Raw genomic sequence first — 20,975 nt, 5'->3', positions numbered from 1 at the left:
GGAAGCGCAGGAAGCCGCCGTTTGCAGGCCGGCCTCACCTGAATATCAATACACCTTAAGCTGCCTTCTCAACGAGCCGCGCCAACTGCGTCATGACGACCGCCGAACCCGCCAGCCGCTTCTCGGCCGTCGGCCAGTCGCGCGCGAAAACGACGCTGTGGTCGGGCCGGATCTTGGCCAGCGAGCCCTGCTCGCCGATGAACTGGACCAGGCCGACCGGATTGGAGAATTCGCGTTTACGGAAATGGATGACGACGCCCTTCGGCCCGGCGTCGAGCTTTTCGACATTGGCCTTGCGGCAGAGCGCCTTGATGAAGACGATCTTCAGAAGATGCTTCACCTCTTCCGGCAACGGGCCGAATCGGTCGATCAGCTCGGCGCCAAAGGCGTCGATCTCCTCGGTGTTTTCGAGGTCGCCGAGGCGGCGGTAGAGCGCCAGCCTGAGCTGCAGATCCGGAACATAGCTTTCCGGGATCATCACCGCCGTACCGACGGCAATCTGCGGCGACCAGCCGCCATCCTGGACTTCACCGGAATCCTTCACCTCGGCGACGGCCTCCTCCAACATCTGCTGGTAAAGTTCGAAGCCGACCTCCTTAATGTGGCCGGACTGCTCTTCGCCGAGAAGATTGCCGGCGCCTCTGATATCGAGGTCATGGCTGGCCAGTTGGAAGCCGGCGCCCAGCGTGTCGAGCGACTGCAGCACCTTCAGCCGGCGCTCGGCCGTGTCGGTCAGCTTGCGGTTGGCCGGCAGCGTGAACAGCGCATAGGCGCGCACCTTCGAGCGACCGACGCGGCCGCGCAGCTGGTAAAGCTGCGACAGGCCGAACATGTCGGCGCGATGCACGATCAGCGTGTTGGCGGTCGGGATGTCGAGGCCGGATTCGACGATGGTCGTCGACAAAAGCACATCGTACTGGCCGTCATAGAAGGCATTCATGATGTCGTCGAGTTCGCCCGGCGGCATCTGGCCGTGGGCCACCGCCACTTTCAGCTCCGGTACGGATTCTCTCAGGAAATCATGGATCTCCGCCAGATCGCTGATGCGCGGAACGACATAGAAGGAGTGCCCGCCGCGATAGCGCTCCCGAAGCAGCGTCTCGCGGATGACCAGCGGATCGAAGGGCGAGATGAAGGTGCGCACCGCCATGCGGTCGACCGGCGGCGTGGCGATCAGCGACAGCTCGCGCACACCGGTCAGCGCCAGTTGCAGCGTGCGCGGGATCGGCGTCGCCGACAGCGTCAGCACATGCACATCGGTCTTCAGGTCCTTCAGCCGCTCCTTGTGCTTGACGCCAAAGTGCTGTTCCTCGTCGATGATCAAAAGGCCAAGGTTCTTGAACGAAATCGAGGCGCCAAGCAGCGCGTGGGTACCGACGACGATGTCGGCCTGCCCCTCGGCGATACCTTTCTTGGTCTCGGCCAGCTCCTTGGCGCCGACCAGCCGCGATGCCTGGGCAACGCGAATCGGCAGGCCGGAAAAGCGCTGCGAAAAGGTCTTGAAATGCTGGCGCGACAACAATGTCGTCGGCACCACCACCGCCACCTGAAAGCCTTCCATCGCCGCGATGAAGGCGGCGCGCAGCGCTACTTCCGTCTTGCCGAAGCCGACATCGCCGCAGATCAGCCGGTCCATCGGCTTGCCAGCCGCCAGATCGTCCCTGACCGAGTCGATCGCCGTCTGCTGATCGTCGGTCTCCTCATAGGGGAAGCGGGCGGCGAACTCGCCATAGAGGCCATCGGCCGGCACCAGGGCCGGGGCGGCGCGCATCTGCCGTTCGGCGGCGATGCGGATCAGTTGCCCGGCCATATCGAGCAGGCGTTTCTTCAGCCGCGCCTTGCGCGACTGCCAGGCGCCGCCGCCGAGCTTGTCCAGCGTCGCCTCGGCCGAATCCGAGCCGTAGCGCGACAGAAGCTCGATGTTCTCGACCGGCAGGAACAGCCGGTCGTCGCCGGCATAGTGGATTTCGAGGCAATCATGCGGCGCGCCAACCGCTTCGATGGTGCGCAGGCCAATGAAGCGGCCAATGCCGTGATCGGCGTGGACGACGATGTCGCCGGCCGACAGTGCCGAAGCTTCGGCGATGAAGTCGGAGGCCCGCTTCTTGCGCTTCGAGCGCCGGATCAGCCGGTCGCCGAGAATGTCCTGTTCGGCGACGACGACCAGTCTTTCGGTCTCGAAGCCGGATTCCAGCGGCAGCACGGCCAATGCCGCCTGCCCCGGCTCGAGCTGTTCCGCTTCCGCCAGCGTGTTGACCTGCTTGAGATTGCCGAGATGGTGTTCGCCAAGGATTTGGCCAAGCCGGTCGAGCGAGCCTTCTGTCCAGCCGGCAATGACGACGCGGCGGCGCGCCGCGCGCTCGTCGGCGATATGCCTGACTACTATGTCGAAGACATTGACGCTGGGGTCGGCGCGTTGCTCGACAAAGCTGCGGCCGTGGCGCGAACCGGCATGAAAAACCTTCTTGGCGCCGGCGTCGGGCGCATCGAACGGCGTAAAATCGATCGCTTCGCGCGGCCCAAGCGAGGCAATCAGGTTTTCCGGCGAGAGGTAGAGCAGGTCCGGCGGCACTGGCTTGTAGGGCACTGCATCCTTCAGCGCGCCCTCGGCCTGCTTCTTGCGCGCCTCGTAGTGATCGAGGATCAGCGTGTGGCGCTCGGCCAGCGCCTCATGCGCCAGATGATCGAACACAACAGGCGTGTCCGGCAGATAGTCGAACACGGTCTCCAGCCGTTCGTAGTAGAACGGCAGCCAGTGCTCCATGCCGGCGAAGCGCCGGCCCTCGCTAACCGCCGCATAGAGCCCGTCGTCGCGCTGGGGTGCGCCAAAGGCTTCGATATAGGAGCGGCGGAAGCGGCTGATGGTTTCCGGTGTCAGCGCCACTTCGCTCATCGCCTGCAGCGCCATCGACTTGCGCTGGCCGGTGGTGCGCTGGGTGGCGGCATCGAAGACGCGGATCGATTCCAGCGTGTCGCCGAAGAAGTCGAGCCTGAGGGCTTCGGTCCAGCCGGGGGCGAACAGGTCGAGAATGCCGCCGCGCACGGCGAATTCACCGACGCCGCGCACCGTCGGCACGCGCTCGAAGCCTGATGTCTCCAGCCGCGACACCAGCGCGTTCATATCGATCTGGTTGCCGGGCCTGGCATGAAACGTCTGTGCCTCGACCAGATCGGCCGGCGGAATGCGCTGCAGCAGCGCATTGGCGGTGGTGAGGATGACGGCGCGGTGCGGCTTCTTCGCCAGCGCAATCATGGCGGTCAGCGCATCGAGGCGCTTGGCGGCCGCGTCCGACCCCGGCGAGACGCGGTCATAGGGCAGGCAATCCCAGGCCGGCAGTTCCAATACGGGAAGGCCGGGCGCCGCGAAGGACAACGCCTCGATGATCGCCGGCAGGCGCTGGCCGTCGCGCGCCACGAACAGAACCGGCTTGTCGGGCGCGATCTCAAGTGCCGCCTGCACCAGCGCGAAGGCTTCGTAGCCGTCAGCGACGCCATCGACAATGAACTGGCCGGCGCGGCCTTTCGGCAGGCCTATGGTGGGAATGAGGCTCATGAAATCACGGTCTTGTTTGTCGCAATTCCGGACGGAAAACCGCTTCGCACTTTTCCTGGAATTGCTTGTGTTCAGAATGTCATGGAATGGCGGAAAGCCAGGATCTTTCGCAGAACGGCACAATCGATATCCACTGGGACCGGGCGTTCGCCGGTGACCATGGGCAGGAATTCGGTGTCGGGAATGTCGAGGAGCCTCTCATATTGGTCGATTTCCTCGCCGGTCAAGGCGCCGATCTCGGCGTCGGCGAAGGTGCCGAGGATGAGATCCATCTCGCGCATGCCGCGATGCCAGGAGCGAAACAAAAGCTTGCGGCGGCGGGCGTCCAGCCCCTCGCTTGATCTCGTCGTCCCGGTCATTGTGCCGCATCCTCACTTGCTGCGGCGCATATAGCGTGGATAGAAGGGGCTGTCAGCCTTGCGCTGCGGCCATCGCGACATAAGCTGACATCATGCGTCCTTCCATCCTCGATCCGTTGTTCGTCCCGATCACCTCGCTGGCCGGCGTCGGGCCGAAGGTTGGCGCGTTGATCGAGAAAGTGGTCGCGGCCGATCTCGGTGATCGCGCCGCACGCGCCGGCGACCTTCTGTTCGTGCTGCCGCACACCGTCATCGATCGCCGCAACCGCCCGGGCATCGCGCTCGCCGCCGAAGGCGCAATCGTCACCCTCGAGGTGCGCATCGACCGCCACCAGCCGCCGCCGCGCAGCAACAGGTCGGTGCCCTACCGGGTCTACGCCCATGACGACACCGGCGAGATTGCACTGACCTTCTTCCATGCCCATGCTTCTTATCTCGAAAAGGCGATGCCCGAGGGCGAGCATGTCGTGGTCTCGGGTCGCATGGAATGGTTCAACGGCCGCCCGACCATGGTCCACCCCGACCATATCGCGCCGGCCAGCGAAGCGGAAAACCTGCCGCTGGTCGAGCCGGTCTATCCGCTCACCGCCGGGCTCTCGGGCAAGGTGCTGCGCCGGGCGATCGGCCAGGCGCTGGCGCGCTTGCCTGTCTTTGCCGAATGGCAGGACGGCGCCTTCATGCGCCGGCACACCTTTCCGGCCTTTGGCGATGCGCTCGCCCGCATCCACAATCCGGCAGACCCGATCGACGTCTCCATCGACGGCGCAGCATGGCGGCGCCTCGCCTATGACGAGCTGCTGGCGGGCCAGGTCTCGCTGGCGCTGGTGCGGGCAAAAATCCGCCGCCTGTCCGGCCGCCCCCTGGTCGGTGATGGCAGCATCGTGGAAAAACTGCGCGCCGCACTTCCCTACTCACTGACCGCGAGCCAGGAATTCGCGCTCGCCGAAATCAATGCCGACCTCGCTGATCCGGAGCGCATGCTCCGGCTCCTGCAGGGTGATGTCGGCTCCGGCAAGACGGTTGTCGCGCTGCTGGCCATGGCGCGTGCGGTCGAGGCCGGTGGCCAGGCAGCACTGATGGCGCCAACCGAAATCCTGGCGCGCCAGCATCTGGCGACGATCGCGCCGCTTGCCGCCAAGGTCGGTCTGCGCATCGCTATCCTCACAGGCCGCGAGAAAGGCCGCGAGCGCACCGACACGCTGGCCGGCCTGGCGAGCGGCGAGATCGACATCGTCGTCGGCACCCACGCGCTGTTCCAGGAGACGGTCACCTTCCACGACCTGGTCTTCGCCGTCATCGACGAGCAGCATCGCTTCGGCGTCCACCAGCGGCTCGCCATCACCGCCAAGGGCGACGCGCCCGATATGCTGGTGATGACGGCCACGCCCATCCCGCGCACGCTGGTGCTGACCGCCTTCGGCGACATGGACGTGTCGAAGCTGACGGAGAAGCCGGCGGGCCGGCAACCGATCCGCACCGTCACGCTGCCGCTCGAGCGGCTCGACGAATTGGTCGGCCGCATGGTCGACGCCGTTGCCGGCGGCCAGAAGATCTACTGGATCTGTCCGCTGGTCGAGGAATCCGAAGAGATCAAGCTGATGTCGGCCGAGGACCGTTTCGCGTCGCTGAAACCGCTCTTCGGCGATCGCATCGGCCTCGTCCACGGCCGCATGAAGGGCGCCGACAAGGACGAGGCGATGCGCGCCTTCAAGCAGGGCGAGACACGCATCCTGATCGCCACCACGGTCATCGAGGTCGGCGTCGACGTACCGGACGCCACCGTCATGGTCATCGAACATGCCGAGCGCTTTGGCCTCGCCCAGCTACACCAGTTGCGCGGCCGCGTCGGGCGCGGCGATATCAAGTCCTCCTGCGTGCTGCTCTACAAGGACCCGCTCGGCGAGACCGCAAAACGCCGGCTGTCGGTCATGCGCGAGACCGAGGACGGTTTCCTGATCGCCGAAGAAGACCTGAAGTTGCGCGGCGAAGGCGAATTGCTGGGCACCCGCCAGTCCGGCACACCTGGCTTCCAGGTGGCGCGTATCGAGGCGCATGCGGACCTTTTGGAGGCTGCCCGCGACGACGCCAGGCTGATCCTGTCACGCGACCCGGAGCTGCAGTCCGAGCGTGGCGAGGCGTTGCGCCTGTTGCTTTACTTGTTCGGGCGCGACGAAGCCGTCCGGCTCCTGCGCGCCGGCTGAGCCAGGGCGGCAACCGACGGGTTGGCAAGCACTCCATCGATCGGCTCGCCGTTCACGACGACCATTTGTTTGACCTCGGGCGACACCAGCCCGGCGGAGACGATCAGCTTGGCGCCGTCCTCGATCGTCATGTCGAGCAGCACGATGTCGGACTTCGGCACATACATGAGAAAGCCAGTGGTTGGGTTCGGCGTGCATGGCATGAACACGGCGATCAGCGGATCGTCTGCCTGATCGAGCTTCTGGTTGATCTCGGTCTCCTTCTCGCTGGCGACGAAAACCAGCGACCAGACGCCTTTGCGCGGATATTCGACCAGCCCGACCTGGCGGAACATGTCGCCCTTGTTCGACAGCACGGTCTCGAAAATCTGCTTCAGCGAACCATAGATGCCGCGCACCAGCGGCATGCGGCCAAGCAGGCGCTCGCCGAAATTGACGATAGCGCGACCGACAATGTTGGCCGTCAGGAAGCCGATCAGCGTGATCAGGATCAGCGCGACGATCAGCCCGAACCCCGGGACCGGAAATGGCAGGTAGCTGTCAGGGCTGTAGCGTGCCGGAATATAGGGCTTTACCCAGGAATCGACCCAGCCGATGAACGACCAGGCAATGTAAGCGGTGATCGCCAGCGGCGCACAGACGACGAAGCCCGTGAGGAAATAGTTCCTCAGCCGGGTCATGCCGGAGGTCTTGGGAGCATCGGACATGGTTCACCGAGGACACGGGTTGCGCCGCAACATTAGATCATGATCCCGAAAAGTGGGAACCGGTTTTCGGAAAAAGATCATGCTCAAAAAGAAAAACAGCCGCTGTGATGCAAATGCCATCACAGCGGCTCTGTGAACCGGAATGCGCTTTGGAACTGCGAAGTTTTAAAGGCCCCTATTCCACCGTCACCGATTTCGCCAGATTGCGTGGCTGGTCGACATCGGTGCCCATGAACACGGCAGTGAAATAGGCGAGCATCTGGATCGGCAGCGCGTAGATGATCGGCGAGATGATTTCCGGCACGTCCGGCAGCACGATCGTCTCCATCGTCTTGACGCTCGTAAGTGCCGCACCCTTGCTGTCGGTGATCAGGATTATCTTGCCGCCGCGGGCCGCCACTTCCTGCATGTTCGAGACCGTCTTTTCGAAAATCCGGTCATGCGGCGCAATGACGATGACAGGCATGTTCTCGTCGATCAGCGCGATCGGCCCATGCTTCAGCTCGCCCGCTGCATAGCCCTCGGCGTGGATGTAGGAGATTTCCTTGAGTTTCAGCGCGCCTTCCATGGCCAGCGGGAAATTGGTGTCGCGGCCGAGATAGAGCACGTTCTTGTAGTGCGCGAGGTCGCGCGCGATCTTTTCGATCTGATGGTCGAGCTTCAGCACCTGGTTGGCATAGCGCGGCGCTTCCGACAGTTCGCGCACAAAGGTCTTTTCCTGCTCGCGCGAGATCGTGCCGCGCGCCACGCCGGCGCGCACGGCAAGCGATGCCAGCACCGAAAGCTGGCAGGTGAAGGCCTTGGTCGAGGCAACACCGATCTCCGGGCCGGCGAGCGTCGGCAGCACGACGTCGGATTCGCGCGCCATGGTCGATTCGCGGACATTGACGACGGCGCCGATCTTCATCCCGGCCTTGCGGCAGTAGCGCAGCGAGGCCAGCGTGTCGGCGGTCTCGCCCGATTGCGAGATGAAGAAGGCGGCATCTTTCGCAGACAGCGGCATTTCGCGGTAGCGGAACTCCGAGGCGACATCGATGTCGACCGGCAGGCGGGCGTAGCGCTCGAACCAGTATTTGCCGATCAGGCCAGCGAGATAGGCGGTGCCGCAGGCCGAAATCGCCAGCCGGTCGATCTTGGCGAAATCAAACGGCAGGTCGAGCGGCTTGGAGACGCCACCGACGAAGTCGATATAATTCGCCAGCGTGTGCGAGATCACCTCGGGCTGTTCATGGATTTCCTTCTCCATGAAATGGCGCCGGTTGCCCTTGTCGACCATGAAGCTGGTCGAGAGCGACTGCTGGCGCTTGCGCTCGACTTGTCTGCCATCAATGTCGAAGATCGTGACGCCTTTGCGGCGCACCACCGCCCAATCGCCATCTTCGAGATAGGTGATCGAATTGGTGAACGGCGCGAGCGCGATGGCGTCTGAGCCCAAGAACATCTCGCCATCGCCATGGCCGACGGCCAGCGGCGGGCCGTTGCGGGCGCCGACGATCAGGTCCTCGTCGTCCTTGAACATGATCGCCAGCGCAAAAGCGCCTTCCAGCCGCTTCAGCGCCTGGTGCGCGGCCTCGACCGGCTTCAACCCCTTGGCCAGGGCGCGCGCCACCAGATGGGCGACGACCTCGGTGTCGGTCTGCGAAGAAAATTCGTAGCCGTCACGCTTCAGTTCGTCGCGCAATTCAGCAAAGTTCTCGATGATGCCGTTGTGGACGATGGCGACGCCGTCGGAAAAATGCGGGTGCGCATTGGTCTCGTTGGGCACGCCATGCGTTGCCCAGCGCGTGTGGCCGATGCCGATGGTGCCATCAAGCGGATCGTCCTTGAGCCGGCGCTCAAGGTTGATCAGCTTGCCTTCCGCGCGGCGGCGGGCAAGCTCACCATGTTCGATGGTAGCGACACCAGCCGAGTCATAGCCGCGATATTCGAGCCGTTTCAGCGCGTCGACGATGAGCGGCGCAACCTGCGAGTGGCCGACGATTCCAACGATACCGCACATGCAGACAGTCCCCAATTCCCCATGGAAAACCAGCACTATTTAGGGATGGCCGGCCTGCCGCGAAAGTCACATTGCATTTCGTCCCATGTAACGGAACGCTTCTGCAGGCATGCACCATGACAGACCGCTCTTGCAATCCGGTTACTGCAATTGTTCGGTTTTTCAGCCATTCGGTTCTCGTTCGGGAAATATTTGGCTAAGCTCCGACCATGAACGAAACCATATCAACCATTATACTCTGGCGCCCGGTCGGACCCAAAGAGCTGAAACTCATCGAGGCTTCGGATATGCGGGCATTTCGCGCCGCGCCTGCCAGAACAGCCGATTTTCTATCCGGTTCTGTCGGAAGCCTATGCCGTGCAGATCGCGCGAGACTGGAACGTGCCGGCCAGCGGAGCAGGATTCGTGACGCGGTTTGCTGTGCTCAAAAGCTTTCTCGACCGCTACCGGGTCGAGCATGCCGGCAGCAAGGCGCATCTGGAATACTGGATACCCGCCGAAGACCTCGATGATTTCAACAAGGCCATCGTTGGCAAGATCGAGGTGACCGCCGCCTTCGACAAGGGCATGACCGGCTAACCGCTAGTGGTCGGCGCCGGCAGCCTTTTTCTTCGCAGCCGCGGCCGAAGCAAAGCGCTCGCGCAATTCCTTGGCCTTGCCAGGGATGGTCTTCTGGCGGGCGCGGCCGAAGGCCAGCGCATCGTCGGGTACGCTTTCGGTGATGACGCTGCCCGAGGCGATATAGCCGCGCTTGCCGATCGACACGGGCGCCACCAGCGAGGAATTCGAGCCGACAAAGGCGCCTTCGCCGATGTCGGTGAAGAATTTCGAATAGCCGTCGTAATTGCAGGTGATGGCGCCTGCGCCGATATTGGCGCCCGCGCCAACGCGGGCGTCGCCGATATAGGTCAGGTGGTTGACCTTGGCGCCTTCCTCGATGGTCGCCTTCTTGACCTCGCAGAAATTACCGACCTTGGCCTTGTTCCTGAGATCGGCACCCGGCCGCAGCCGCGCGAATGGCCCGACTTCGCAATTCGAGGCGATGGTGGCACCTTCGAAATGGCTGAAGGCATGGATCTTGGCGCCCGTGGCGATTTTCACGCCTGGGCCGAACCAGACATTGGGCTCGACGATCGTGTCGGCGCCAATCTCGGTATCGTGCGAGAAATACACGGTCTCCGGCGCGATCAGCGTCACGCCCGACAGCATCGCCTCATGGCGGCGGCGCGCCTGCCAGATGCCCTCGGCCTGCGCCAGTTCGGCGCGGTTGTTGATGCCGAGTGCGCTTTCAAAGCTGGCTTCTGTGGCAACGACATCGAGGCCCTGTCCGCTGGCAATCTCGACGATGTCGGTGAGATAATACTCGCCCTTGGCGTTCTTGTTGCCGACAGCATCGAGCAGCGTCAGCGCCTGGCTGCCGGCCACCGCCATCATGCCGGCATTGCAGAAGCCGATCTTCCGTTCCTCCGCGCTGCAGTCCTTCTCCTCGCGGACGGCAATCAACTTGCCGCCTTTTTCGATCAGCCTGCCATAGCCGGTTGGATTGGGTGGGCGGAAACCGATGACCACGACGGCGGCACCTTCGGCCAGTTTCAGCCGCGCCACGGTGAGTGCGTCGGCGTCGATCAATGGTGTGTCGCCGAACATCACCAGGATATCGTTGTAACCCTTTGATATCGCATCGCGAGCGGCGAGCACGGCATGCGCGGTGCCAAGGCGCTTTTCCTGCACGAAGGTCTCGGCCTTCGGCGCGAATTTTGACGCAGCCTTGCGCATCTCGTCGGCGCCATGGCCGATCACCAGCGCCTGGCTGCCGGCACCGGCCGCTTCGGCCGCCTTCACCACATGGGCGACCATCGGCAGGCCGGCAATCTGGTGCAGCACCTTCGGCAGCGCGCTCTTCATGCGCGTGCCTTCGCCGGCGGCGAGGATGACGGACAGGCAGGATCTCTGGCTCATGAAAGGACAACCATATGAAAAGGGTTGGGAATCAAGACAGGATAGCAGTGGCGCCATGCTGCACCAATGCGGTTAAATTCCGGTGAGATGGCGGAGCGGCTGACTCCTAATCATCGGGTCCACGGCGCGCATTTCGCATTTTGGGCAACGAGATTATCCCAGCCGCCCCAGCACCGGGAAATTCTCCAGCAACCAATACGATACCGTCTGCACGCCGCCGGTGAGGAAAAACACGCCGGCGACGACCAGCAGCGCGCCGATCGCTTTTTCGACGCGGCCGAGATGGACGCGGAATTTGCCGAGGAAGCGCATGAAGGCGCCGGAAAACAGCGCCGCGATCAGGAACGGGATGCCGAGGCCGAGCGAATAGGCAGCGAGCAGCAACGCGCCCTCGCCCACGGTTTCGCGACCACCGGCCAGCGTCAGGATCGGCCCCAGCACCGGGCCGATGCAAGGCGTCCAGCCGAAGGCGAAGGCCAGGCCCATTACATAGGCAGCGATCGCACTTGCCGGTTTTCCCCGCGACTGGAAGCGCGCCTCGCGTGACAACAGCGGAATGCGCAAGATGCCGAGGAAATTCAAGCCCATCAGGATGATGAGCACACCGGCGCCCGTCGCCAGCGGCTCCTGCCAGACCCGCAGCCAATGGCCGATGGTCGACGCGCCGGCACCGAGCGCGACAAACACGGTAGAAAAGCCGAGCACGAATGCAATCGAGGAATAGAGCAGCGCACCGCGCGCGCCTTCCCGGGCCGTTACACCCGCATTGCCGCGAAAATCGTCGACCGACACGCCTGCCATGTAGCAGAGATAGGGTGGCACCAGCGGCAGCACGCACGGTGACAGGAACGAGATCGCTCCCGCCCCGACCGCGCTGACATAGCCGATGTCCAATGCCATTCCAAAACTCCGACTGCCCCGGCGCCGATATAGGCTCGACGTTGCTTCTCCACCAATCACCATTTTGTGGCAAGTCGTCGCCGCATGTGCAGGTCGGGGAAGAAACGATGGCTCGCAGGCGTTGCTATAGCGAGGCCGCGATTTCCCGCGCGTCTCCAGATATCAGGGAGATTTCCATGAAAACCATAACCGTAGGGCTGGCCGCGCTTTTGCTTAGCACCGCCGCATCGTTCGCCGCCGACGCGTGGAAGGAAGCCGAGGTCGGTGGCACCAAGATCTACACCGACGCCAACGGCATGACGCTTTATACCTATGACAAGGATGAGAAGGGTAAAACCAACTGCTACGACAAATGCGCCACCAACTGGCCGCCGCTGAAGGCCGAGGCCGGCGCCAAGGCGGACGACGAATGGAGCGTTGTCGACCGTACCGACGGCACCAAGATGTGGGCTTATGACGGCAAGCCGGTTTACACCTTCGTCAAGGACAAGAAGGCTGGTGACATATCCGGCGATGGCGTCGCAGGTGTCTGGCACGTCGTCAAGGCCGACTAGAGTCCCCAATCCGGGTCCTGCCGCTGGCGGGACTTCGACTGGCCGCCGGATATCCCTCCAACAGCCCGGCGGCCAGCATCAATGAGCCTGTCAGAGCGTCGACCCCTGCGATACCCAGCCCGCCTTCCGCGACTCGGCGGAAAAATGAAACCGGGCAGTTTCCGCTGACTCGGAACCACCATCTCCCCAAGCCAAAATTCTGTGATTTTCTCCATACACTCTAAGAGTGTATTGCTGCGGACAGCCCTGCAATTTGGCCGCTTCCCCTTGACCCGATGCAAAAGCGCGGCCATGTGAGCGACAAATAGAGCGAGATTTCGTCGCGCGCAGCGGAATTCTTCTGCCGCATCACAGCTGATATGAGACCTCATGGACGTCGTCGTCGTCGAATCGCCGGCCAAGGCAAAGACAATCAACAAATACCTCGGCAAGAACTACAAGGTTCTGGCCTCGTTCGGCCATGTCCGCGATTTGCCGGCCAAGGATGGCTCGGTGCGCCCGGACGAGGATTTCGCCATGTCCTGGGCGGTCGACACCGCCTCGGGCAAGCGCCTCGCCGACATCGCCAAGGCGGTCAAGGATGCCGACGGCCTGATCCTCGCCACCGATCCGGATCGTGAAGGCGAAGCGATTTCCTGGCACGTGCTGGAAGTGCTGAAGCAGAAGCGCGCGCTGAAGGACAAGCCGGTCAGCCGCGTCGTCTTCAACGCCATCACCAAATCGTCGGTGCTGGAAGCGATGGCCAATCCGCGCCAGATCGATGCGCCGCTGGTCGATGCCTATCTGGCGCGCCGGGCGCTCGATTATCTCGTCGGCTTCACACTGTCGCCGGTGCTGTGGCGCAAATTGCCGGGCGCTCGTTCGGCCGGCCGTGTCCAGTCTGTCGCATTGCGTCTGGTCTGCGACCGCGAATCCGAGATCGAGCGCTTCATCCGCGAGGAATACTGGCAGATCGCCGCCCTCCTCGGCACGCCGCGCAACGAGAATTTCGAAGCGCGGCTGACCGCCTTCGATCGCAAGAAGCTGCAGAAGCTCGATATTTCCAACAAGGCGCAGGCCAACGACATCAAGTCGATGCTCGAAGGCGCGACCTTCAAGGCGGTGTCGGTCGAAGCCAAGCCGACCAAGCGCAATCCCGGCCCGCCCTTCACCACTTCGACACTGCAGCAAGCCGCCTCATCGGGCCTTGGCTTCTCGGCCAGCCGCACCATGCAGGTGGCGCAGCGCCTCTATGAAGGCATGGAGATCGGCGGCGAGACCACTGGCCTGATCACCTATATGCGAACCGATGGCGTGCAGATGGCGCCAGAGGCGATTTCGGCTGCCCGCGACGCCATCGTCAAGGAATTCGGCCCAAAATACCTGCCGGAAAAGCCGCGCCAATATACCGCCAAGGCCAAGAACGCCCAGGAAGCGCACGAAGCGATCCGCCCGACGGATTTCATGCGCACCCCGGCATCGGTCAGGCAATATCTCGATTCCGACCAGGCGCGGCTCTATGAGTTGATCTGGAAGCGCGCCATCGCCAGCCAGATGCAGCCTGCCGAGATCGAACGCACCACGGCCGAGATCGAGGCCGTGAACGGCGCCCGCACAGCGGAGCTTCGCGCCATCGGTTCGGTCGTTCGCTTCGACGGCTTCATTGCCGCCTACACCGACCAGAAGGACGACGATTCGGAAGACGAAGAAAATCGCCGCCTGCCCGAGATCCGCGCCGGCGAGCAGCTTGCCCGCCAGGCGATCAACGCCACCCAGCACACCACCGAGCCGCCGCCGCGCTACTCCGAAGCCTCGCTGATCAAGAAGCTGGAAGAGCTCGGCATCGGCCGGCCGTCGACCTACACGGCGATCCTGAAGACGCTCGAGGACCGCGACTACGTCACCATCGACAAGCGCCGGCTGGTGCCGCAGGCCAAGGGCCGCTTGCTGTCGGCCTTCCTCGAAAGCTTCTTCAAGCGCTATGTCGAATATGACTTCACCGCATCTCTCGAGGAAAAGCTCGACGAGATCTCGGACGGCAAGCTCGCCTGGAAGGACGTGCTGCGCGATTTCTGGAAGGATTTCTCCGGCGCCGTCGCCGACATCAAGGAGCTGCGCGTCACCGACGTGCTCGATGCGCTCAACGAGGAACTGGCCCCGCTGGTGTTTCCGACGCGTGAGGACGGCTCCAATCCACGCATCTGCCCGAAATGCGGCACCGGCAATCTGTCGCTGAAGCTGGGCAAGTTCGGCGCTTTCGTTGGTTGCTCGAACTACCCCGAATGCTCCTTCACCCGCCAGCTCGGCGACGCCGCCAATCCCAATGGCGAGAACGGCAATGGCGATGACGGCACCAAGGTCATCGGCAAAGACCCTTATACGTCAGAGGAAATCACGCTGCGCAGCGGCCGCTTCGGCCCCTATCTGCAGCGTGGCGACGGCAAGGAAGCCAAGCGTTCCAGCCTGCCCAAGGGCTGGACGGCCGAAACCGTCGACCACGAAAAGGCGCTTGCCCTGCTGTCGCTGCCGCGTGATGTCGGCAAGCATCCCGAATCCGGCAAGATGATTTCGGCCGGGCTCGGCCGCTACGGTCCGTTCGTGCTGCATGACAGCACCTACGCCAATCTCGACAGCATCGAGGACGTGTTCTCGATCGGCCTCAACCGCGCCGTGTCGGTGATTGCCGAGAAGCAGTTGAAGGGCAAGGGCGGCCGCAATGGCGGCACACCGGCAGCTCTGAAGGAGCTTGGCGACCATCCCGATGGCGGCGGCAAGATCGTCGTACGCGACGGCAAATACGGGCCTTACGTGAATTTCGGCAAGGTCAATGCCACCCTGCCTAAGGGCAAGGATCCGCAATCGGTGACGGTTGAGGACGCGCTGGCGCTGATTGCCGAGAAGGAAGCCAAGGGCGGCGGCGGCAAGAAGCCGTTCCGCAAGGCGGCAGCGGCCAAGGCCCCGACAACCAAGAAAACGGCAGCCAAGAAAGCGCCGGCCAAGAAGCCGGCCGCGAAGAAAAACGGGTAGGACAGCGTGGCGCGCAGGATCACCGGTAGAACCCACGGCGATCCGCGCACCGCCGACACGAGAGCCAAGGTCAAGGACGACTATCGGCCGTCACGTGACGAAATCCTGCGCTACATCGCCGAAAATCCCGATCGCGCCGGCAAACGCGACATCGCCAAGGCGTTCGCGCTGCGCGGCGACGACCGCATCTGGCTGAAGGATATTTTGCGCGACCTGCAGGACGAAGGCGTCCTGACCAAGGAGCGCAAGCAACTGGCCCGCGTCGGCGCCCTGCCCCATGTCGCCGTGCTCGACATTTTTGGCCGTGACGGCGACGGCATTTTGCTGGCCCACCCGGCGGAGGCCGTCGGCACGGGCGAGCCGCCGGTTGTCTCCATTCGGATATCGCGCAGCGGCAGCGGCCCGGCGCCCGGCATCGGCGACCGCGTGCTGGCAAAAACCTTCCCGACCAACGAAGCGACAGGCCCCGCCTACACCGGGCGGGTGATGAAGATCTTCGAGAAGCGCACCGATGCGGTTCTCGGCGTCTTTCGCATCCTGCAGGACGGCACTTTCCGCATCGAGCCGGTCGAGCGGCGCCAGCCCGAACTGATCGTCGACAAGGAATTCCAGAACGGCGCCAGGAACGGCGACCTGGTCGAGGTCGAGCCCGCGCGCGCTTCCCGCTATGGGCTGCCGAGAGCCAAGGTGCTCAACGTGCTGGGTTCGCTGACCAGCGAAAAGGCGGTCTCGATGATCGCCATCCACGCGCATGACATTCCGCATATTTTTCCGGCCGACGTCATCGCCGAGTCCGAAGCGGTCAAGCCTGCGACGATGGATCACCGCGAGGACTGGCGCGACCTGCCGCTGGTCACCATCGATCCGGCCGACGCCAAGGACCATGACGACGCCGTCTTCGCCACCCCCGATCTCGATGAGAAGAACCGGGGCGGTGTGGTCGCCACGGTGGCGATCGCCGATGTCGCCGCTTATGTCCGCTATGGCACTGCACTCGACCGCGAGGCTCTGAAACGCGGCAATTCGGTCTATTTTCCGGACCGCGTCGTGCCGATGCTGCCCGAGCGCATCTCCAACGATCTCTGCTCGCTGCGCGAAGGCCAGGACCGGCCGGCGCTGGCCGTGCGCATGGTTTTTTCGGCCGACGGCCGCAAGCTCCGGCACTCCTTCCATCGCGTCATGATGAAGTCGGCGGCAAAGCTCGCCTACAGCCAAGCCCAGGCCGCCATCGACGGCGTGCCGGACGACAAAACCGGTCCGATCCTCGACACCGTGCTGAAGCCACTGTGGGACGCTTATGCGATCCTGAAGCGTGGCCGCGACGGTCGCCAGCCGCTCGAGCTCGAGCTGCCGGAGCGCAAGATCCTGCTCAAGCCGGATGGCACCGTCGATCGCGTCATCGTGCCAGAACGGCTTGATGCTCACAAGCTGATCGAAGAATTCATGATCCAGGCCAATGTCGCCGCGGCCGAGACGCTGGAGGCGAAGAAGCAGACGCTGGTCTACCGCGTGCATGACGCGCCGTCGCTGGCCAAGCAGGAATCGCTGCGCGAATTCCTGCAGACGCTTGGCCTGTCGCTGGCGCGCGGCGCGCAGATGCGGCCAAGCCAGTTCAACGGCATTCTGGAGGGCGTGCGCGGCGCCGACAATGAAGGCCTGGTCAACGAGGTGGTGCTGCGCTCGCAGAGCCAGGCCGAATATTCGCCCAAGAACATCGGCCATTTCGGCCTCAACCTCAGGCGCTACGCGCATTTCACCTCGCCGATCCGCCGTTACGCCGACCTGATCGTGCATCGCGGACTTATTGCCGCACTCGGCCTCGGTCCGGGCGGGCTGACGCAGGACGAAGAGGCACGCCTCGAAGACGTTGGCGTGCTGATCTCAGGCACGGAACGGCGCGCAATGGCGGCCGAGCGCGACACCGTCGACCGCCTGATCGCCGCCTATCTCGCCGAGCGCGTCGACGACCGGTTCGACGCCCGCATCTCCGGCGTCACCAAATCGGGACTATTTGTCCAATTGCCGCAGTATGGCGCGGATGGTTTCATCCCGGTGTCAACATTGAATGGCGATTACTATATATACGACGAAACGGCCCGCTCCCTGTTCGGAGAACGCTCGGGCAAAGGCTACCAGCTCGCGGATCGCGTCGAGGTCCGGCTGGTCGAGGTGGCACCAATGGCCGGCGCGATGCGCTTCGAGATGTTGACCGACCCGAAGCCTTTGCCGGGCTCCAAGCGGTCGTTTCACAAGGCCAAAGGCCGCGCCCGCGCGTCGCAATCGCGACCAGGTTCGCGCGGCAGGAGAAGATGATGGCAACAGCCATGGAAGAACAGGTTTTCGGCGGCGAACATCACTCGGGCCGGGCCGCCCGCCCGCTGTGGACGGCGATGAAGCGCGGCATGCTCGGCCGTTGCCCGCATTGCGGCGAAGGCAAGCTGTTTCGCGCCTTCACCAAGACCGTCGATAAATGCAGCGTCTGCGGCGAGGAACTGCACCACCATCGCGCCGACGACCTTCCGGCCTATCTCGTCATCGTCATCGTCGGCCACATCGTGCTTGGCGCCTTCATGGCTGTCGAGGCGACATCGACCCTGTCCACCTGGCAGCATATCGCCATCTGGGTACCGCTGACCATCATTTTGGCGGTGGCGCTGCTACAGCCGGTCAAGGGTGCCGTCATCGGACTGCAATGGGCCTTCTATATGCACGGATTCGGCGGCGAGCAGGACGTGATCGAGCCCCATCCCGGGGTTTAGGTCAAAGTTGGCTACGCTCGCTGGTGCAACATACCGACGTGAAAGGCCACTTTCGCTTGCCAGAAGTTTCCGCTAGGTCCTGCGCATGGACGGTATGACCAAGGCGGAAGTCGACAGGATCGAGCGGAGCATGATCGCTCATAGCGACCAGCCAATTCGCCCGCGCGACGCGGCGACCCTGATCCTGCTCGACCGCGAGGGCGATGAGGTGCTGGTGCTGATGGGCCGTCGTCATGCCGGCCACGCCTTCATGCCAGGCAAATTCGTCTTTCCCGGCGGCCGCACCGATCCGGCCGACAGCCGCATCGCGGTCGCCGCCGCATTGCATCCGGAGCAGGAAGCAAAGCTCATCGCCGGACCGGGCCGCACAAGTGCTGCACGGGCCCGCGCCATTGCCTTGTCGGCCATCCGCGAGACCTATGAAGAAGCCGGGCTGCTGATCGGCCGCAAAGGTGTTTTCGCCACCGCCAGACCCGATTGGCAGGGCTTTGCCGAACACGGCGTGCAACCCTCTCTCGACATGCTGCGCTTCGTGGCGCGCGCCATCACGCCACCGAACCGGGTGCGCCGCTTCGACACACGTTTCTTCAGCGCCTGGCGCGACGATGTCGCCGTTGAACTGCCGGGTGGCGGCCCAACCAACGAACTCGAAGAGCTGGTCTGGCTGCCGCTGGCCAAGGCCAGGGAAGCCGACATACCCGACATCACCCGAATGATCCTGGACGAGCTGGAAAAGCGCCTCGCCCATGATCCGCAGTTGCGCCCAGGCGGTCCCGTGCCCTTCTACCGGCTTGTCCGCAACCGCTTCACCCGCGAAATTCTGTAGAACATCGAGTATTCAGACATCCCATGACGGTCGATACCCAGGGCGACGAACGCGTACACTGGCTGCCGATGGTGGCGGCGATCTCGTCGATCAGCGTCGTCGGCATCGCCATCGGCCTCGGCATGCCGCTGCTCAGCGTCATTCTCGAAACGCGTGGCCATTCGGCTTCCATGATCGGCCTCAACACAGCCGTCGCCGGCCTGGCCTCGATCGCCGGTGCCCCGCTGGCCACGCCGCTCGCCATGCGCTTCGGCGTTGCCTGGACGATGATTGCCATGATTGCCGCCGGCGCCCTGGCCTTCGTCGGCTTCCACTTCGCGCCGGATTTCTGGATGTGGTTTCCGCTGCGCATCGTGTTGCACATCGCGCTGACGGTGCTGTTCATCCTGTCTGAATTCTGGATCAGCACCTCGGCGCCGCCGCACCGGCGTGGCCTTGTCCTCGGCATCTACGCCACCGTTCTGTCGCTCGGCTTTGCCGCCGGGCCGTGGCTGTTCGCCCATCTCGGCAGTTCGGGCTTCAGGCCATTCGGCGTCATCATCGCATTGGTGACGCTGGCCGCCATACCGGTGCTGGCGGCCCGAAACGAGAGCCCGACCATCGCCTCCGATGGCGAAACCAGCAATTTCCTGCGCTACATCTGGCTGGTGCCGTCGGCGACCGCCGCCGTGCTGGTGTTCGGCGCCGTCGAAACCGGCGGCTTTGCGCTGTTCCCGATCTACGGCAACCGCATCGGCTACTCCGAGGCCGACGCAGCCCTTCTCCTGACCATGATCGGCCTCGGCAACGTGCTGCTGCAGATCCCGATCGGCATGATCAGCGACCGCGTCAACGATCGTCGCTATCTGCTGATCGCCTGCGCCACTGTCGGCCTTGCCGGCACGGTCTTCATGCCCTTCTTTGCGCAGAACTGGCACCTGATGGCGGCACTTCTGTTCATCTGGGGCGGCGTCGTCGCCGCCATGTATACGATCGGCCTTGCCCATCTCGGCTCGCAGCTCTCCGGCCACGAGCTGGCGTCCGCCAACGCCGCCTTCGTGCTTTGCTACGGCGTCGGCATGGTGCTCGGCCCGCAAGCGATCGGCATCGGCATGGATGCGTTCGGTCCGTCCGGTTTCGGCTGGTCGCTCGGCCTGTTCTTCGCCGCCTACATCGGCCTGGTCAGCATCAGGCTGATCCGCAAGATCCTCCTGTAGCGATACCTCTGCGAACCCTGCATTTCACGCGGCGCGATGACAGGCTGCTGACAGAACCATGTCAGCAGCCCCCGGTTATAAGGTTGCCTCAAAACACCTGAAGTTGAGGACACTTCCATGATCGACAGCGGCTTTGAAACCACTTCGTTGCGAATGACACTGCTCCTGCTCGTGACCTTCCAGGCACCAGCCGCCGATATCGACCGCATCATGGATGCGGTGGTGGCGATAGCGCCGCTGGCGATGGGCAAATATGACCGCAACGCCTATCAGTCTGCACATGGCATCGAACGCTACCGGCCGCTCGACGGTGCGGCCGCCGGCGCCGAAACCGAGTTGCGGCGACGCCCCGGCACGGTCGAGGTTTCGTTTGAATTGCCCGACGACCAAGCGCTGGCCGCGCGCGTCGTCGAGGCAATTTTCCAGGCGCATTCCTATCAGGAACCGGTGATCCGCATTCAGCCGATCCTGGCCAGCCGTTCCAAGGGGCTGGACGACCGCGCCAATCCGAATCGCTGGTGGAACACGACCGGAGACTGGAAGAAGGTTGCGGCGCCGGCGAGAGAAACCGCATGATTTGAGGCCACTGGCCAGCTCCGGTAGGCCGTATGGGCTCCGCCGGGCTTGACTTTCCAGGCACGTTCTTTATGTGTCGCGCCAAGTTTCCCGCGTCCGGGTGTTTTCCCGTGCTCCAGCGGCCAAAACCCCACGAACATAACGGACTGAGATCATGGCCAAAGCCGCAAACATCAAGATCAAGCTTCTGTCGACCGCCGACACCGGTTTCTTCTACGTGACCAGCAAGAACAGCCGTACCAAGACCGACAAGCTGTCGTTCCGCAAGTACGACCCGGTCGCCAAGAAGCACGTCGAATTCAAGGAAACCAAGATCAAGTAATCTGGTTTGTCCGAGAATGCCGAACGCCGCCCATTGGGCGGCGTTTTTGTTTTCATGG

At 63.4% G+C, this 20,975-nt stretch carries 15 protein-coding genes and 1 pseudogene; 10 read left to right on the top strand and 6 right to left on the bottom strand.

Going from position 1 to position 20,975, the window contains the following annotated elements; genetic code table 11:
- Nucleotides 1-55: 55 nt before the first annotated feature.
- Nucleotides 56-3,553, bottom strand: coding sequence for a transcription-repair coupling factor (gene mfd, locus B5V02_RS23155; protein WP_111546399.1), 3,498 nt, complete (start codon nt 3,551-3,553; stop codon nt 56-58).
- A 71-nt stretch (nt 3,554-3,624) separates the two neighbouring features.
- The gene (locus B5V02_RS23150) at nt 3,625-3,912 is read right to left on the bottom strand and encodes a succinate dehydrogenase assembly factor 2 (protein WP_111546398.1); all 288 of its coding nucleotides are present in this window, start codon (nt 3,910-3,912) and stop codon (nt 3,625-3,627) included.
- Between the two features lie 92 nt (nt 3,913-4,004).
- Between B5V02_RS23150 and recG the strand changes: the two genes are divergently transcribed.
- Nucleotides 4,005-6,113, top strand: a complete 2,109-nt coding sequence (gene recG, locus B5V02_RS23145; RefSeq protein WP_111546397.1) for an ATP-dependent DNA helicase RecG — start codon at nt 4,005-4,007, stop codon at nt 6,111-6,113.
- On the opposite strand, the gene B5V02_RS23140 is transcribed toward recG, so the two are convergent.
- Entirely contained in the window at nt 6,065-6,820 is a 756-nt protein-coding gene (locus B5V02_RS23140) for a DUF502 domain-containing protein (RefSeq protein WP_111546396.1), read from the bottom strand. The two genes, recG and B5V02_RS23140, sit on opposite strands and share 49 nt — an antisense overlap.
- Before the next feature lie 175 nt (nt 6,821-6,995).
- Nucleotides 6,996-8,819 carry a glutamine--fructose-6-phosphate transaminase (isomerizing) gene (gene glmS / locus B5V02_RS23135; RefSeq protein ID WP_111546395.1) on the bottom strand — a complete coding sequence of 608 codons (1,824 nt, stop codon included), beginning with the start codon at nt 8,817-8,819 and terminating at the stop codon, nt 6,996-6,998.
- Nucleotides 8,820-9,028: 209 nt separating this feature from the next.
- On the opposite strand from glmS, the pseudogene B5V02_RS23130 reads away from it, so the two are divergent.
- Nucleotides 9,029-9,398: pseudogene (locus B5V02_RS23130) on the top strand (ADP-ribosylation/crystallin J1).
- Between the two features lie 3 nt (nt 9,399-9,401).
- On the opposite strand, the gene glmU reads toward B5V02_RS23130, so the two are convergent.
- On the bottom strand, nt 9,402-10,778 hold the full coding sequence (gene glmU, locus B5V02_RS23125) for a bifunctional UDP-N-acetylglucosamine diphosphorylase/glucosamine-1-phosphate N-acetyltransferase GlmU (RefSeq protein ID WP_111546394.1): 1,377 nt from the start codon (nt 10,776-10,778) through the stop codon (nt 9,402-9,404).
- 153 nt (nt 10,779-10,931) lie between these two features.
- A complete protein-coding gene (locus tag B5V02_RS23120) occupies nt 10,932-11,678 on the bottom strand; it encodes a cytochrome c biogenesis CcdA family protein (RefSeq protein ID WP_111546393.1) in 747 nt (248 codons plus the stop codon).
- A gap of 176 nt (nt 11,679-11,854) precedes the next feature.
- Between B5V02_RS23120 and B5V02_RS23115 the strand changes: the two genes are divergently transcribed.
- The 8 genes from B5V02_RS23115 to rpmG all read left to right on the top strand — a co-directional run bounded on the left by B5V02_RS23115 (nt 11,855) and on the right by rpmG (nt 20,917).
- Nucleotides 11,855-12,232, top strand: coding sequence for a COG4315 family predicted lipoprotein (locus B5V02_RS23115; protein WP_111546392.1), 378 nt, complete (start codon nt 11,855-11,857; stop codon nt 12,230-12,232).
- A gap of 369 nt (nt 12,233-12,601) precedes the next feature.
- A complete protein-coding gene (gene topA, locus B5V02_RS23110; protein WP_111546391.1) occupies nt 12,602-15,238 on the top strand; it encodes a type I DNA topoisomerase in 2,637 nt (878 codons plus the stop codon).
- A 6-nt stretch (nt 15,239-15,244) separates the two neighbouring features.
- Entirely contained in the window at nt 15,245-17,551 is a 2,307-nt protein-coding gene (gene rnr / locus B5V02_RS23105; protein ID WP_111546390.1) for a ribonuclease R, read from the top strand.
- A gap of 11 nt (nt 17,552-17,562) precedes the next feature.
- A complete protein-coding gene (locus B5V02_RS23100) occupies nt 17,563-17,997 on the top strand; it encodes a DUF983 domain-containing protein (RefSeq protein WP_208647134.1) in 435 nt (144 codons plus the stop codon).
- Between the two features lie 85 nt (nt 17,998-18,082).
- Nucleotides 18,083-18,823: an NUDIX hydrolase gene (locus B5V02_RS23095; protein WP_111546389.1), complete on the top strand. Its 741-nt coding sequence runs from the start codon at nt 18,083-18,085 to the stop codon at nt 18,821-18,823.
- A 23-nt stretch (nt 18,824-18,846) separates the two neighbouring features.
- Entirely contained in the window at nt 18,847-20,019 is a 1,173-nt protein-coding gene (locus B5V02_RS23090) for an MFS transporter (RefSeq protein WP_111546388.1), read from the top strand.
- A 117-nt stretch (nt 20,020-20,136) separates the two neighbouring features.
- Nucleotides 20,137-20,595: a YqfO family protein gene (locus B5V02_RS23085; protein ID WP_111546387.1), complete on the top strand. Its 459-nt coding sequence runs from the start codon at nt 20,137-20,139 to the stop codon at nt 20,593-20,595.
- Nucleotides 20,596-20,749: 154 nt separating this feature from the next.
- Entirely contained in the window at nt 20,750-20,917 is a 168-nt protein-coding gene (gene rpmG / locus B5V02_RS23080; protein ID WP_006201775.1) for a 50S ribosomal protein L33, read from the top strand.
- Nucleotides 20,918-20,975 lie beyond the last annotated feature (58 nt).

The sequence above is a fragment of the Mesorhizobium kowhaii genome, from assembly GCF_003253745.1.
In the GTDB taxonomy this organism is placed as follows: domain Bacteria; phylum Pseudomonadota; class Alphaproteobacteria; order Rhizobiales; family Rhizobiaceae; genus Mesorhizobium; species Mesorhizobium kowhaii.
The sequence above is the reverse complement of the archived record's forward strand: the minus strand, read 5'-3'. Positions and strand labels throughout refer to the sequence as shown.